A 14290-nucleotide genomic window follows, 5' to 3' on the forward strand; every position below is an offset into this window, starting at 1 on the left:
TAAGGAAGAAACAATGGTTGGGTAAGGGAGGAGCGCAGGTAGCTTACCAAAGTGGCGCAGTTACCAACGAGCGAGGTGGATTTTCAGCTGAAGCTGCTTAAAAAGTAAGTCAGAACGTCTTGCGGAGCCTGTTGAAGCGTCTCGCGTGCTGATGTTTGCGTGGTAATGCAACGTCAGCACGCGAAATGCTTCGACACGCTCCGCAGGACGTTCAATCTTCTGACTTCCTAGACAGCCTCAGCTATGTAGCATAGCAGCGTTCCAAACGATGTAGAAACGCATACTTGCAACTGCCTATCGTTGTCATAGTAAGCAGCGTGCAAGCAGCACGTATTTGCATCGCTACCCATTCGGTGTAGCATGTCAGAATTTGGGCTGCCAAATACGTTGTGCTGCAACTGGACCAACGGCGCAAGGGTAGGCAGTTTGTCTTTGGTATTCCCCCTGCTTATTCGTGCCGTTTTTCTTCTCTTGCTTTGATGATGCATAGCAGAACCCTACTAAAAAACTGCTACTGGCTGCTCCGGCTGCTTGGATTCTGAGCGTGATGGGTGCAAACTGGAGCTGGCAACGGCGCCCGAGGGTAGGGGAGCAATTCCTTTTCAGCCTACCTGGGACTCGTTGGTCCAGTATCAGACACCCGAGTGGTTCCGTGACGCGAAGTTTGGCTTGTGGGCGCACAGGGGGCCACAGTGCCAACCCGAGCGCGGCGACAGGTATGCCCGCGGTATGTAACAGGAGGGGTCAGACCAGTACAGGTTTTATTGCGAAAAGTATGGGCACGCATCGAAGTTTGGCTTAAGGATATGATACAGGAATGGAAAGCCGAACAATGGAACCCCGAGGAAATACTGGGCGCTAAAGGCAAGCTCCGGTTTGCGCATATCCCCAAGGGCTTGACCATTGTATTACCCACTCAGAAGCCGAATGCCATTGCTTACGCCCTGAAGATTGCTTAGGCTTGATAAGAGATAAAGCATATAAAATGACTGCAGTATGTGCCTGCAAGACAGAATTGCTAGCATATAGCACTATGCTAATAAAATGAAGTAGTGGGAAACTGAATCATCCGGTAGCATTGTTCGTATAGGACCAGGTAAGTGCCGAACGTGCGCGTGGGCGCTTTTTTCTTCCAGTAAGACTCTTATTCCCAATGGAAAAGCCGAGTGTAGTACATCGTCAGCGACTGAAGCGCCGGGCCAAGCGGTTCACGCGTCGTATCATGCCTTTTGTGGCCGCTCTGTTTCTGGCAACGCCGGTAGCAGCGCCCGTTAGCAAAACGCTGGCGCGCACCCGTACGCACCAGACCCTACCCACGGCCGAGGAGATGCGTGCTACCTTCCTCAACCAGCGGTTTGATAAACTTTATCAGGCCATGAACCTGGAAGCGCAAGGGTTGCGGTTTGAGGTGTTTGAGAAGGCCATGACAGGCTACCTCAACCTGAAAGAAGCCGACAAGCTGGGCGGAAAAGACCGTCTGACGGTAGTAGATTTCAGCTTGCCCTCCACCGAGAAGCGCCTGTGGGTATTAGACTTGGATAGCAAGCAGGTTCTTTTCCATACGCTAGTGGCGCACGGCCATAACTCTGGCGAAAACATGGCGACCAACTTTTCCAACGAGAACGAGTCGAACATGAGCAGCCTGGGTTTCTACGTGACGCAGGCCGAGTATGTGGGCAAACACGGCCGGTCCCTTAAATTGGTAGGCCTCGATGAAGGCTATAACGATAACGCCTTGAAACGCGCCGTCGTCATGCACGGTGCAGATTACGTGAGCGAAGACTTTATTCGGCAGAATGGCCGCTTGGGACGTAGCCTGGGGTGCCCGGCCCTACCCATGGACCAGTATGCTCAGATCATTGACGCGGTAGGCGGACAAACCTGCTTGTTCCTAAATGGCAATGATGCATCGTACAGTTCGCACTACCTCAACCAAGATATAGCAGCACAGGCACTGGCCGCGGCTAATACCAACACTGGTCAACTCATTTAGCGTAGAATATTCTAAGAAACGCAACAAGCCGCCGTGAGTCATTCGCGGCGGCTTGTTGCATTGGTGGGGTAGGCAGTTCTACAGGGTAAGCCCAAACTTTTGGCCGACCGTTTCGAGGTCTTTTACCACCGGATCGAGCAGCGGAATGCCATCCAGCAGTCGCTTGGCCGACGATTCGCGCTCTGGGTCGCCGGGGATGAGTACTTGCTGGCCGGGCACAGCGCGGGCGTTGCGGAAAGTGGAAATCCAGTTGTCCATGTGGGCCTTGAACTCGTCGGCGGGGCGGAAGGCATCCACGCGCATTGCCCCGAAGAAATGGCCGATGCCTTGCCCCACCGGATCGGCGGGCGGTTGCAGAAACGCCACGAAGGGTGGCACCCACGGCCCGTAGTTGGCGCCACTCAGCACGGCCGAGAAAATATCGACTACGCTGCCCAGGCAATACCCCTTGTGCGAACCAGTTTCGCCGCCCAGTGGCTGCAGGGCGCCGCCATCTTTCAACTCATTCGGGTTGGTCGATACGTTGCCTTCCTTGTCCTGAATCCAGCCGGTGGGGGCTGGTTGATTTTTACGTTGCAGGATTTCCAGCTTGCCGTTGGCGGCCGTGGTAGTAGCGAAGTCTGCCACAAAATCGGGCTGCTCGGCGGCCGGAATGGCTACGGCAATGGGGTTAGTGCCCAACAGACGGTCGAGGGAGTGGGTAGGGGCCACTAAGGGCGAGGCGTTGGTCATGGCCAAGCCGATCATATCGTGCGCCAGCGCCTTCATGGCGTGGTAGCCCGCAATGCCGAAATGGTTGGAGTTTCGCACCGATACCCAACCGGTACCCGCCACGCGGGCTTTCTCAATGGCTACCTCCATCGCCTTGGGCGCTACCACCAGGCCTAATCCCCCGTCGCCATCTACCACCGCCGTGCTGGGCGTTTCGTAGGTCACGCCCACACGGGGGGTGGGGTTGATGCGGCCGGCTTCCCAGAGCCGCACGTAGCCAATCAGCCGGGCCACGCCGTGCGAGTCTACCCCGCGTAGGTCGGCGGCCAGCAGACTTTCGGTGGCCAGCGTCGCGTCGGCCTCCGGGCAGCCCATGCTGCGGAATACGTTTTCGGTGAAGGCGAAAAGATGGTTGTAGGAAAAGGTCATGGTGTTCGAACTGTTTCTGTGAAACGTCATGCCGCACACAGGCGCAGCATGACGTTTCGGTATGGCTTCTCAGATTCCTCGCTATGCTCGGAATGACAGGATTGCTACCCCAACATCTCCGCCAGCATGCCTTCCTTCAGAGCATAAGCAGAGGCAATAATCTGGGTCAAACCGTAAGTCTGCAATACGTAGTCGATGAGGACGCTGGCCACCACAATCATATCGGCGCGCATAGGCAGCATACCGGGTAGGGCGCGGCGGCCAGCGTTGTCGAGTGTGCGGAAAAGATGGTAGCTTTCGTAGAAGCTCTCTGGCGAAAGGGGGGTAGCGGGTGGCGGTGAGGTAAGGCGCGGTTTACCCAGACGAGCCATGTGCATATCGGCCAGCGTATCGAAGGTGCCTGATGAGCCCACCAACACCGTAGGTTGGTACTGCTGCACGGCCACCGTGAGGGGGGCTAGCGAAATAGCGAGGTAGGCCTGCTCATCGGTAATATCAGAGGGTAGGAGCGGGTCGTGGCGAAAAAACTGATCCAATAGCCGTTGCCCACCAATCTCGAAGCTCTGCTTCCAGAAAATCGTGTCGGCATCGGCAATAATAAACTCTACCGAGCCACCGCCAATGTCCATCAGCAAGTGGCGTGTAGTGCCCAATGGCACGGCTTGCCGGATGCCGTAGGCAATCAGCTCGGCCTCACGGGCCCCGTCAATTACGTCTACCCGAATACCTGTTTCCTCAAACACGCGCTGCACAAACTCGCGGCCGTTGCGGGCCACCCGCACAGCGCTGGTGGCGGTGGCGCGCACTTCTGTTACTTGGTGCAGCTCAATTTCTTCCTTGAAGCCTTGCAGCGTGTGCAGAGCCCGGTCCATGGCGGCGGGTTGCAGCTCGCCTTTGCTCACCCCGCCTTCGCCCAGTTTCACGCCGGCTTTGGTGCTGAGCAGCGTTTTGGGCGCCGCGTGGCTGGCCTCGGGTAGCTCCACAATCAGCAGGTGAAAGGTATTGGTGCCCATGTCGATAAGGGCAAGGCGACGGTGGCGGATCATTGATTTTTGGTTGTTTATTTTCGGATTCTGGCTATTTGAGTACTTGAAGTTGAGAAAGGCGAGTTGACTAAGCGAGAGCCACAAACCAAAATCAAACAACCAAAAACCAGTTAGTTAGCAAACCGACAGAAGGTGCCCAGCGGCAATTTACGCTGACCTTGGTCGTGCAGGTAGATTTCGCCGATTTCGCGCTGCCCGGCCGGCACACCGAAGATGGCGGTGGTCAGATTGTCCAGAATCAGGGCCGAGAAGCCCAGTGAGTAAAGGTTAATCAGGAAAAAATGATCTTGCGGGTCTAGTAACTCGCGGCAGAGCTTGAGCATTTCGTTCAGCTCGTCTTCCAACTGCCATTTTTCGCCGTTGGGGCCGCGGCCGTACGCAGGCGGGTCCAAGATCAGGCCCTGGTATTTGTTGCCACGTTTCACCTCGCGCCGCACGTATTTCATGGCGTCTTCCACTAACCAGCGCACGCCATCAATACCCGAGGCCTCCATGTTGTCGCGGGCCCAGAAATTTACCTGCTTCACCGAGTCGAGGTGCGTGACGTCGGCGCCGGCGGCACGGGCGGCCAGCGTGGCGGCACCGGTATAGGCAAACAAGTTCAACACCCGCGGGGTAGGGGTGCGGCGCTTGCGGGTTTGCTCGAAAATAAAACGCCAGTTGGGGTCCTGCTCCGGAAACAGTCCCACGTGCTTAAACGACGACAACCCCAATCGGAACCGCAGCCGTAGGTCGCCCTGATCGTAGTTGATCACCCACTGCTCGGGCATACTAGGTTTCAGCTTCCACTGACCGCGCTCCTGGCTGCCTTTCTCGCGGGTGAAGGTGGCGTGGGCACGCTGCCACTCCGAGGCCGGCAGGTGCGGGTCCCAGATAGCCTGCGGCTCGGGCCGGGCCAGGATATAGTTGCCGAAGCGCTCCAGCTTTTCAAAATTGCCCGCGTCCAGCAGTTCGTAGTCCGGCCAGGTGCCAGTGGTGAGGAAAGAGTACATAGCCACAAAGGTAGGGAGTAGGGTAGAACGGCGCGCCGTATCTTTGCGGCATGACGCAGCTCTCTTTCTTCAAATACCAAGGTACCGGCAACGACTTCGTGATGGTAGACGACCGAGCCAATCAGTTCGACGCCACCAACCACCAACTGGTGCACCACCTCTGCGACCGGCGCCGGGGTATTGGGGCCGATGGTCTGATTTTGCTGCGCCTGCACCCCGAGTATGATTTCGAGATGGTGTATTTCAACGCCGACGGGCATTTGGGCTCTATGTGCGGCAACGGCGGACGTTGCACCGTGGCCTTTGCCCGCCAGGTAGGCGTGATTGATACCATGGCCCGCTTTCTGGCCGCCGATGGTCCCCACGAGGCCACCATCGACGCCGATGGTACCGTGCACCTGCGCATGCAGGACGTAGCCGGCCAAGAAGAAGTAGCGGCCCACAACGGCGTCTTTCTCAATACCGGCTCACCCCACCTCGTGCGGTTTCTACCCGCCGACTCCCTGGGCGCCTTCAATGTGTTTGCCGAGGGTAGGGCCGTGCGCTACGGGGCACTATACGCCGAGAAAGGAACCAACGTCAACTTTGTAGAAGAACCCAGCGCGCCCGATGCGCCCTGGCAAGTTCGTACCTACGAGCGCGGAGTAGAAGACGAAACCCAGAGCTGCGGCACCGGCGTAACGGCTGTGGCATTGGCAGCTTCGCGACGCGGTGCTAGCAGCCCTGTACACCTGCGCACACCCGGTGGCGACCTGCGCGTGGCGTTTCAGGCCCACCCCGACGGTTCATTCACAGCTATTTATTTGAGCGGCCCCGCTACCCGCGTATTCGACGGAACCATCGAAATAGTGTAGCTTTCGGCATCAGTAACTAGTTGCTATTGCGTATTTCTATCTTGAGTTGATGTTGCGTTGTCCTTTGGTGAGCTTGCGGGCGCTCGAAAAATCGGATTTAGACTTTCTCTATCAACTCGAAAACGACCCTGTGATTTGGGGAGTGTCGGATACGCTGGCGCCCGTGTCGCGCTATATGCTGCGCCGCTACCTCGACCACGCCGCCGCCGACTGGCACGAGGTGCGCCAATTACGCCTCGTAATTTGTGCTACCGCCGACGAGCGGCCCATCGGCACGCTCGATTTTTTCAACTACGACCCCCTGCACCAACGTGCCGGGGTAGGCATCACCATTCTGGCCGCCGAGCGACGGCGGGGCTTTGCATTGGCTACTCTGGAGCTGGTGCTCGACTATGCCTACCACACCCTACGCCTGCACCAGCTCTATTGCACTGTATCGGCCCGCAATACGGCCAGTTTGCGATTATTTCGGGCGGCTGGCTTTCGGCGGGTAGGTGTCCGGCACGATTGGCTGCGCACCGCCGCTGGCTGGGAAGATGCTGTAGAATTTCAACGCTTGCTTATAGCACCCGTAACGCTTGCGGCAGTTGTAGCGGAAGAAGGTAAACAGTAACGAGAGTAAGCCCACAAATTGTTGCACCTCGACAATATCCTTTTGTTGGCAACCCCGTATGCCAGAAATACTACGGCACAGCAAGTGTGAGATCTGCTGTGTGTGGGCCATCCTCTACCTTTTTTACTGTTCCCGTACATGCCGTCTCCGCCTTCGGCCAAAGAATCTGCGCGCGCTACTGAAGCCGCATCTGCTCCTGTTCTACATCCTCTTCCTGCCATCAGCGATACTACTGTGCCTGATCTGGTGTGTTTTGCGCACTTGCATTGGGATTTCGTGTGGCAGCGCCCTCAGCACCTGCTCTCACGATTTGCGCAGCAGGGGCGTGTGTTCTACGTCGAAGATGCCTTTGTGCACCCCGATCAGGTGGAACCGCACCTCGAAATTAAGGAGCGGCAAAATGGGTTGAAGGTAGTAGTGGCCCATCTGCCCCACGGCCTAGATGAGGCCCACAGCAACCAGATTCAATATGAGTTGCTGGCGCGCTACTTTGCTGAAAACAGCATCGAGAGCTATATTTTTTGGTACTACACGCCCATGGCGCTCGATAAGTCGCGTCAGTTTAAGCCCGTGCTGACGGTATATGACTGCATGGACGAATTGGCCGCATTCAAGTTTGCGCCGCCTGCGCTACGCGAGCGGGAGCAGGAACTTTTTGAAAAGGCCGATCTGGTATTTACGGGCGGCCACACGCTCTACGAGGCCAAAAGCCAGCAGCACCGCGACGCTCACGCTTTCCCGAGCAGCATCGACAAAGACCACTTTGGCCAGGCCCGGCAGGAGCTACCCGAGCCCGCAGATCAGGCCGGTATTGCTCACCCCCGCATCGGTTTCTTTGGGGTAGTAGATGAGCGGCTTGATATTGAGTTGCTTGGCCAACTGGCCGAAGCGCACCCTGAGTGGCAATTTGTAATCATTGGCCCAGTAGTGAAAATTGATCCGGCCACCTTGCCACACTTTGCCAATATTCACTACCTAGGTGGTAAAAACTATCAGGAACTACCCGCCTACCTACGGGGTTGGGATGTAGCCACGCTGCTCTTCGCCGACAACGAAAGCACCAAGTTCATTTCACCTACCAAAACGCCCGAGTACTTGGCCGCTGGCCGGCCAGTAGTAAGCACCCCCATTCGTGATGTGGTGCGGCCCTACGGCGACCTGAACCTGGTGCACATTGCCGCTACTGCTAATGAGTTTGCGCAAGGAATCGAGAAAGCCTTGCAGCAACACCAGGATGCCGATTGGCGCCAGCGCACCGACGACTACCTCAGCACCATTTCTTGGGACCTAACCTGGGAGCAAATGGTGAAGCTTATGCAAGACCGCATGGAGCGCAAAACGAACCCGGCCTCGGAAGATTCGGCTTCCAGCCCTACCCCCGACGAGCGTAAATAAGCAGTTGCTTTTACACTAAACTTCCTACCATACAACCCAAAACACCCCTCTATTATGTTTGACTATCTCATCGTCGGGGCCGGGTTTGCCGGCAGCGTGCTGGCCGAGCGGCTAGCCACTCGTTCCAACAAGAAAGTACTCATCATTGATAAGCGTAGCCACATCGGCGGCAACGCCTATGATCATTACAACGAAGAAGGCATCCTGATTCACAAATACGGGCCGCACATCTTCCACACCAATTCCAAGGACGTATTCGATTATCTGGGCAACTTCACGGAATGGCGCCCCTACGAGCACCGCGTATTAGCTTCCGTAGACGGGCAGTTTGTACCGATGCCCATTAACTTGGATACCATCAATAAACTGTACGGTCTGAACCTGACTAGCTTTCAGGTAGAAGAATTTTTTGCTTCGGTGGCCGAGCCGGTAGCTACTATCAAAACCTCAGAGGATGTGGTAGTAAGCAAGGTAGGGCGCGAGCTGTACAATAAGTTTTTCAAGAACTACACCAACAAGCAGTGGGGCCTCGACCCCTCGCAACTGGATAAGTCGGTGACGAGCCGCGTGCCTACCCGCACCAATCGCGACGACCGGTACTTCACCGATACCTACCAGGCCATGCCCCTGCACGGCTACACGCGTATGTTTGAAAAGATGTTGGATCACCCCAACATCAAGATCATGCTGAACACGGATTATCACGAGGTCATTGACTTCATTCCGTTCAAGGAAATGATTTTCACCGGCCCGGTAGACGAGTATTTCGACTATAAGTTTGGCAAGCTGCCCTACCGCTCGCTGGAGTTCAAGCACGAGACCTTGAGCAAGGAAAAACATTTGGCCGCGCCCGTAGTGAACTACCCTAACGACAACCTCTACACGCGCATCACCGAGTTCAAGGCCCTCACCGGCCAAGAGCACCCCAAAACGGCTCTTGTGTATGAGTACCCACAAGCTGAGGGTGACCCATACTACCCCATTCCGATGGCCGAAAATGCAGAGCTGTACAACAAGTACAAGAAGCTGGCTGAGGAAACGCCCAACGTGCACTTCGTGGGTCGCTTGGCTACCTACAAGTACTACAACATGGACCAAGTAGTGGCCCAGGCCCTCACGCTGTACAAGAAGCTGACAGAAAAATCAGACGAGGCAATCAAGAAGCCTGCTATTTCGGGTTCTGCCTCGCTGGTTGAAAAACTGGTGTCCCGCGACCCGGCTAAGCCGAAAGCGTAAGGTAGTTTTTGGTTGGTTGTTTTTAGTTTTTGTCAGAAGGCGACAATTGCAAGAGCCAAAAACCAAAAACAACCAACCAAAACAAAGCTGACACCTTTTCAGCAAACTAAAACCCCGCACACTCTTTGAAGTGTCGGGGTTTTAGCGTTTTGAGGAACAGGGCCGCGCTCGGTCGGGTTTTACTCGAAAATCTGTAAATTTGAGGTGCGCCCCGGCGTTTCATTTTCTATACTACCAGCATGTTTGACTTTCTAGGGAAGACCGTCGCCAAGCTTTTCGGTACCAAATCGGACCGGGACTTGAAGGAGATTATCCCATACGTGGCACTCGTGAACGACGAGTATGCCAAACTGGCACCGCTCTCCGACGACCAGCTGCGCCAACGCACCAATGAAGTGCGCGCTACAATTAATGAGCGCCTGAGCGCCATTGATGGCCAACTGGGCAGCTTGCACCAGCGCATCGCCGACGAGCCCAACCTAGACGCTGCGCAGAAGGAAGTTATCTTCGACCAGATTGACGAGCTGGAAAAGCGGCGCAATAAGGAGCTGGAAGTAGTGCTGCTAGAGGTCCTTCCTCAGGCGTTTGCCATAGTGAAGGAAACCGCCCGCCGCTACAAGGAAAATGGCCAGTTGGTGGTAACCGCTACTGACTTCGACCGCGAAATTGCTCAGCGCAAAAAGAACGTTACTATTTCGGGTGACAAGGCTACCTGGGCGAACAAGTGGATGGCGGCTGGTGCCGAAATCACCTGGGACATGGTGCACTACGATGTGCAGCTGATTGGCGGCGTAGTGCTGCACCAGGGCAAAATTGCCGAAATGGCTACTGGTGAAGGCAAAACGTTGGTATCGACCCTACCCTCGTTCCTAAATGCGCTAGCCAAGCGCGGCGTGCATTTGGTAACCGTGAACGACTACCTGGCCAAGCGTGACTCCGAGTGGAACGCGCCGCTATTTGAGTTCCACGGTATCACAGTGGATTGCATCGATAAGCACCAGCCCAACACCGATGCCCGCCGGCAAGCCTACCTAGCCGACATCACCTACGGCACCAACAACGAGTTCGGCTTCGACTACCTGCGCGACAACATGGCCCGCGACCCGCAAGAACTGGTGCAACGCAAGCACCACTTTGCGATTGTGGACGAAGTGGACTCCGTATTGATTGATGATGCTCGTACGCCGCTCATCATCTCCGGCCCTGTGCCGCGCGGCGATGTGCACGAGTTCTACCAATTAAAACCCCGCATTCAGATGTTGGTGGATGCCCAGCGCAAGCTGGTGCAGAACTACCTGGTGCAGGCCCGCAAGCTCATCAAGGAAGGCAATACGGGTTCCGAGGAAAACGAGGGCGGCCTGATGCTGTTCCGGGCCCACCGTGGCCTACCTAAGAGCAAGCCGCTTATCAAGTTCTTGTCGGAAACCGGCATGCGCGCCGTGATGCAGAAGACGGAGAACTTCTACTTGCAAGACAACGCTCGCCAGATGCCCAAAGCCGACGAGCCGCTGTATTTCACTATCGACGAGAAGAACAACCAGATTGAGCTAACCGAAAAAGGCATCGACCTGATTACGGCTCAAGGCGAAGATCCGCACCTGTTCATTATGCCCGATATCGGCTCTGAAATTGCCGCCATCGAACAGAACAAAACCCTAAACGACGAGGAAAAGCTGCACCAGAAAGACCAACTGATGCAGGATTACCAGGATAAGTCGGAGCGGGTGCACACCGTGAACCAACTGCTGAAAGCTTACACGCTGTTTGAACGCGACGACCAATACATCCTGACCGAAGATGGTAAGGTGAAAATTGTGGACGAGCAAACCGGCCGCGTGATGGAAGGCCGCCGCTACTCCGACGGCTTGCACCAGGCCATTGAGGCTAAGGAAAACGTGCGTGTAGAAGACGCTACGCAAACCTACGCTACTGTTACGCTCCAGAACTACTTCCGCATGTACCATAAACTGGGCGGCATGACGGGTACGGCCGAAACCGAAGCCGGCGAGTTCTGGGAGATTTACAAGCTCGACGTAGTGGTGATTCCGACCAACCGCGGTATTGCACGTCACGATGAGCACGACAAGGTATACAAGACGGTACGTGAGAAATACAACGCCGTAGCTGAGGAAATCCAGACGCTGGTGCAGGCTGGTCGCCCGGTGCTGGTAGGTACTACCTCTGTAGAAATTTCGGAGCTGGTGAGCCGTATGCTGAAGCTGCGCGGCATTCCGCACCAGGTATTGAACGCCAAGCAGAACCAGCGCGAAGCCGAGATTGTGGCTGCTGCAGGCAACCCCGGCACTGTGACTATTGCTACCAACATGGCCGGCCGTGGTACCGACATCAAGCTGCGCGGTACTGCCAAGGAATCGGGTGGTTTGGCCATCATCGGCACCGAGCGCCACGAGTCGCGGCGGGTAGACCGCCAGTTACGCGGTCGTGCCGGCCGTCAGGGCGACCCAGGTTCGTCGCAGTTTTTTGTGTCGCTGGAAGATAACCTGATGCGCCTGTTCGGCTCCGACCGCATTGCCAAACTCATGGACCGCATGGGCTTAGAAGAAGGCGAAGTGATTCAGCATTCCATGATTACTTCTTCCATTGAGCGTGCGCAGAAGAAGGTAGAAGAAAACAACTTCGGTACCCGCAAGCGCCTGCTGGAGTACGACGATGTGATGAACGCCCAGCGCGAAGTGGTATACAAGCGCCGCCGCAACGCTCTGTTCGGCGAGCGTCTGGAATTGGACATCTGGAATATGATTTACGACGTCTGCGACGACATCGTAACCGGTCACAAAGTTACCAACGATTACGAAGACTTCAAGCTGGCTATCATCCGCGTGTTCGGCTATGATACGCACCTCACGGCCCAGCAACTTAGCGGTATGCAAGCACCTCAGCTCACGCAAGCGCTCTACGACGAAGCACTAGGGTATTACCAGAGCAAGAACGATTTCATCGCGTCACACAACCTGCCGCTGGTCAACGACCTGATCGGCCAGAACGCGCCATTCGAGAATATTGCTATTCCCTTCACCGATGGCCGCAAGCAGGTAAACGCTGTTGCCAACCTGCGCCGCACCCAGGCTACCCAAGGCCACGAAATCATTCGGGGTATGGAGAAAGTAGTGGTACTGGCTGTAATCGACGACGCCTGGACCAAGCACCTGCGTGCCATGGACGACTTGAAGCAGGTAGTGCAAAATGCTGTGTACGAGCAGAAAGATCCGCTCCTAGTATATAAGTTCGAGTCGTTTGAGCTGTTCAAGCAGATGATTGGCAAGGTGAACGAAGAGACTGTGACCTTCCTATTCCATGCCGATGTACCCAACCAGCAAAATGGACAAGCTGAGGAGCCCGAGTTCTACATAGAAGACGAGTTGCCCGCGCCAGCACCCTCGCCCAAGCTCAAAGCACAGAAAGAAGTTTCTTCGGTTTCGTTGGGTGCCGGTCCAGAAGATATGGGGCCCGACGAGCCCGTAGTACTGGAAAAACAGCAACCCGTGCGGGCGCAGAAAATTGCGAATCGCAACGAGAAGGTGAGCGTCCAGTACATGGATGGCCGCATTGTGAGCGACGTGAAATATAAGACCGTAGAAGATGATCTGGCCAGCGGCCGGTGCGTATTAGTGGAGGAAGCATAAGCTGCTCTACCTACCCAAAAAGAGACGGTGGCAGTTGGATTTATTCCATCTGCCACTGTTTGTTTCCGGGAGGGCCAACGCCCCTGCTATTCTTTGCACAGTTATTGAGTATAGCCCGCTGCTAACCGAATATTAACCTGTTCGCCCTCATGGAAGTGACTACTACGCTTGCGCACCGTATCGACCATACGCTCCTCCGGCCCGACGCCACGCAGGCAGATATCGATAAGCTTTGCACCGAAGCAGCCCACTATGGGTTCGCCTCTGTTTGTGTGCCTCCCTGTTTTGTGCGCCGCGCTACCGGCAAGCTGGCAGGCTCAGGGGTGTCTGTCTGCACAGTGGTAGGCTTTCCATTAGGTTATCAGCTCTCTAAAGTGAAGTTCTTTGAGACGCATCAGGCATTGAGCGACGGCGCCAAGGAAATCGACATGGTAATGAACCTGGCGGCTTTCCATTCGGGACAGTATACAGAAGTAGAAGAGGAAATTGGAGAAATAGCAGAACTTTGCCACCTGCGCGGTGCCAAGCTAAAAGTCATCATCGAAACCGCTCTGCTCTCCGACGAGGAAATTGTGCTGGCTTGCCAGCTCTGCGCCGAGGCGGAAGTGGATTTTGTGAAGACTTCTACGGGCTATGCCAACCGAGGGGCTACGGTAGCAGATATTCGGCTGATGCGTCGTCATTTGCCGGGCTCTATCCGTATTAAGGCCTCCGGGGGCATTCGCACCCGCGCGGCGGCGCTGGCCTTGGTTGCGGCCGGTGCCGACCGTATTGGCTCCTCTAACAGCATTGCCCTGCTGGACCTGCATGATGAAACGCCTATTCCGTAACGTGTTCTTGCTGCCGACTTTGTTTGCAGTGGCGGCCTGTGCCACCAACTCCCCCTCGGGCCCTACTGCCTCCCGGCCCGATACCACCCGCCGTACCCCGTCCGAGGACGTAAGTAAATACCGACCCGTATTTGAGGCACCTGTTACTGCTGCGGCTACCACACCAGCCCCGGTACCCAAGAAACCGGTAGTGCCTACCAACCAAGTGAATGCGCAGATTGAGCAGCGCCTGCGCGACCAGGCGGCCGCCAATCTGAACGTTAAGTATGCTCAGGGCTATCGTATTCTGGCCTATGCAGGGCTGGAGCGCGACCAGGCTATGGCTGTGCGGCGGGCCATTATCAGTCGCTACCCCGAAGAAACAGACTATCTGACTTTTAAACAGCCTGTGTACCGGCTGTATATCGGCGACTACCTGACCCGTCTGGAAGCCGAGCAGGCCTTGCTGCGCCTCAAACCATTGGCTCCCAAAGCCGAATTGCAAGTGGCGCAGGTGCTGCTGAGCAAGGCGGGGCAATAAGCGGGGTAGGGCAAAGTCAAACTTCGC

The 14290-nt window shown here is 55.9% G+C and carries 13 protein-coding genes; 10 read left to right on the plus strand and 3 right to left on the minus strand.

Annotated features, from left to right (window positions below; translation table 11 throughout):
* Nucleotides 1-531: 531 nt before the first annotated feature.
* From MUN82_RS20980 to MUN82_RS20990, 3 genes are all read left to right on the plus strand, one after another.
* Nucleotides 532-735: an alpha-L-fucosidase gene (locus MUN82_RS20980; protein WP_245093530.1), complete on the plus strand. Its 204-nt coding sequence runs from the start codon at nt 532-534 to the stop codon at nt 733-735.
* Between the two features lie 71 nt (nt 736-806).
* Complete coding sequence (locus MUN82_RS20985) at nt 807-959, plus strand: hypothetical protein (RefSeq protein ID WP_245093531.1); 153 nt, start codon at nt 807-809, stop codon at nt 957-959.
* A 194-nt stretch (nt 960-1153) separates the two neighbouring features.
* Complete coding sequence (locus MUN82_RS20990) at nt 1154-1993, plus strand: murein L,D-transpeptidase catalytic domain family protein (protein ID WP_245093533.1); 840 nt, start codon at nt 1154-1156, stop codon at nt 1991-1993.
* Between the two features lie 78 nt (nt 1994-2071).
* Here MUN82_RS20990 and MUN82_RS20995 read toward each other — a convergent pair whose 3' ends face one another.
* From MUN82_RS20995 to MUN82_RS21005, 3 genes are all read right to left on the minus strand, one after another.
* Nucleotides 2072-3133, minus strand: a complete 1062-nt coding sequence (locus MUN82_RS20995) for an Ldh family oxidoreductase (RefSeq protein ID WP_245093535.1) — start codon at nt 3131-3133, stop codon at nt 2072-2074.
* 104 nt (nt 3134-3237) lie between these two features.
* Complete coding sequence (locus MUN82_RS21000; protein ID WP_245093537.1) at nt 3238-4179, minus strand: Ppx/GppA phosphatase family protein; 942 nt, start codon at nt 4177-4179, stop codon at nt 3238-3240.
* A gap of 110 nt (nt 4180-4289) precedes the next feature.
* Entirely contained in the window at nt 4290-5171 is an 882-nt protein-coding gene (locus MUN82_RS21005) for a class I SAM-dependent methyltransferase (RefSeq protein ID WP_245093539.1), read from the minus strand.
* A 50-nt stretch (nt 5172-5221) separates the two neighbouring features.
* Between MUN82_RS21005 and dapF the strand changes: the two genes are divergently transcribed.
* From dapF to MUN82_RS21040, 7 genes are all read left to right on the plus strand, one after another.
* On the plus strand, nt 5222-6025 hold the full coding sequence (dapF, locus tag MUN82_RS21010; RefSeq protein ID WP_245093541.1) for a diaminopimelate epimerase: 804 nt from the start codon (nt 5222-5224) through the stop codon (nt 6023-6025).
* Nucleotides 6026-6074: 49 nt separating this feature from the next.
* Nucleotides 6075-6638, plus strand: coding sequence for a GNAT family N-acetyltransferase (locus tag MUN82_RS21015; protein WP_245093543.1), 564 nt, complete (start codon nt 6075-6077; stop codon nt 6636-6638).
* 138 nt (nt 6639-6776) lie between these two features.
* Nucleotides 6777-8033, plus strand: a complete 1257-nt coding sequence (locus tag MUN82_RS21020; RefSeq protein ID WP_245093545.1) for a glycosyltransferase family 1 protein — start codon at nt 6777-6779, stop codon at nt 8031-8033.
* Between the two features lie 54 nt (nt 8034-8087).
* Nucleotides 8088-9269 (plus strand): UDP-galactopyranose mutase, encoded by a 1182-nt coding sequence (glf, locus tag MUN82_RS21025; protein WP_245093547.1) that lies wholly within the window; start codon nt 8088-8090, stop codon nt 9267-9269.
* Nucleotides 9270-9508: 239 nt separating this feature from the next.
* The gene (secA, locus tag MUN82_RS21030; protein ID WP_245093548.1) at nt 9509-12913 is read left to right on the plus strand and encodes a preprotein translocase subunit SecA; all 3405 of its coding nucleotides are present in this window, start codon (nt 9509-9511) and stop codon (nt 12911-12913) included.
* Nucleotides 12914-13062: 149 nt separating this feature from the next.
* Nucleotides 13063-13743, plus strand: a complete 681-nt coding sequence (deoC, locus tag MUN82_RS21035) for a deoxyribose-phosphate aldolase (RefSeq protein WP_245093549.1) — start codon at nt 13063-13065, stop codon at nt 13741-13743.
* A complete protein-coding gene (locus MUN82_RS21040; RefSeq protein ID WP_245093550.1) occupies nt 13721-14263 on the plus strand; it encodes an SPOR domain-containing protein in 543 nt (180 codons plus the stop codon). The genes deoC and MUN82_RS21040 overlap by 23 nt, the downstream gene beginning before the upstream one ends.
* The last annotated feature ends 27 nt before the right edge of the window (nt 14264-14290 follow it).

This window comes from Hymenobacter aerilatus, from assembly GCF_022921095.1.
Classification (GTDB): Bacteria; Bacteroidota; Bacteroidia; order Cytophagales; family Hymenobacteraceae; genus Hymenobacter; species Hymenobacter aerilatus.

What these genes read in the sequence shown, in the direction of transcription:
- MUN82_RS20985 (WP_245093531.1), top strand. Translation starts at nt 807, where the DNA reads ATGATACAGGAATGGAAAGCCGAACAATGGAACCCCGAGGAAATACTG.
- MUN82_RS20990 (WP_245093533.1), top strand. Translation starts at nt 1,154, where the DNA reads ATGGAAAAGCCGAGTGTAGTACATCGTCAGCGACTGAAGCGCCGGGCC.
- MUN82_RS20995 (WP_245093535.1), bottom strand. Translation starts at nt 3,133, where the DNA reads ATGACCTTTTCCTACAACCATCTTTTCGCCTTCACCGAAAACGTATTC.
- MUN82_RS21000 (WP_245093537.1), bottom strand. Translation starts at nt 4,179, where the DNA reads ATGATCCGCCACCGTCGCCTTGCCCTTATCGACATGGGCACCAATACC.
- MUN82_RS21005 (WP_245093539.1), bottom strand. Translation starts at nt 5,171, where the DNA reads ATGTACTCTTTCCTCACCACTGGCACCTGGCCGGACTACGAACTGCTG.
- dapF (WP_245093541.1), top strand. Translation starts at nt 5,222, where the DNA reads ATGACGCAGCTCTCTTTCTTCAAATACCAAGGTACCGGCAACGACTTC.
- MUN82_RS21015 (WP_245093543.1), top strand. Translation starts at nt 6,075, where the DNA reads ATGTTGCGTTGTCCTTTGGTGAGCTTGCGGGCGCTCGAAAAATCGGAT.
- MUN82_RS21020 (WP_245093545.1), top strand. Translation starts at nt 6,777, where the DNA reads ATGCCGTCTCCGCCTTCGGCCAAAGAATCTGCGCGCGCTACTGAAGCC.
- glf (WP_245093547.1), top strand. Translation starts at nt 8,088, where the DNA reads ATGTTTGACTATCTCATCGTCGGGGCCGGGTTTGCCGGCAGCGTGCTG.
- secA (WP_245093548.1), top strand. Translation starts at nt 9,509, where the DNA reads ATGTTTGACTTTCTAGGGAAGACCGTCGCCAAGCTTTTCGGTACCAAA.
- deoC (WP_245093549.1), top strand. Translation starts at nt 13,063, where the DNA reads ATGGAAGTGACTACTACGCTTGCGCACCGTATCGACCATACGCTCCTC.
- MUN82_RS21040 (WP_245093550.1), top strand. Translation starts at nt 13,721, where the DNA reads ATGATGAAACGCCTATTCCGTAACGTGTTCTTGCTGCCGACTTTGTTT.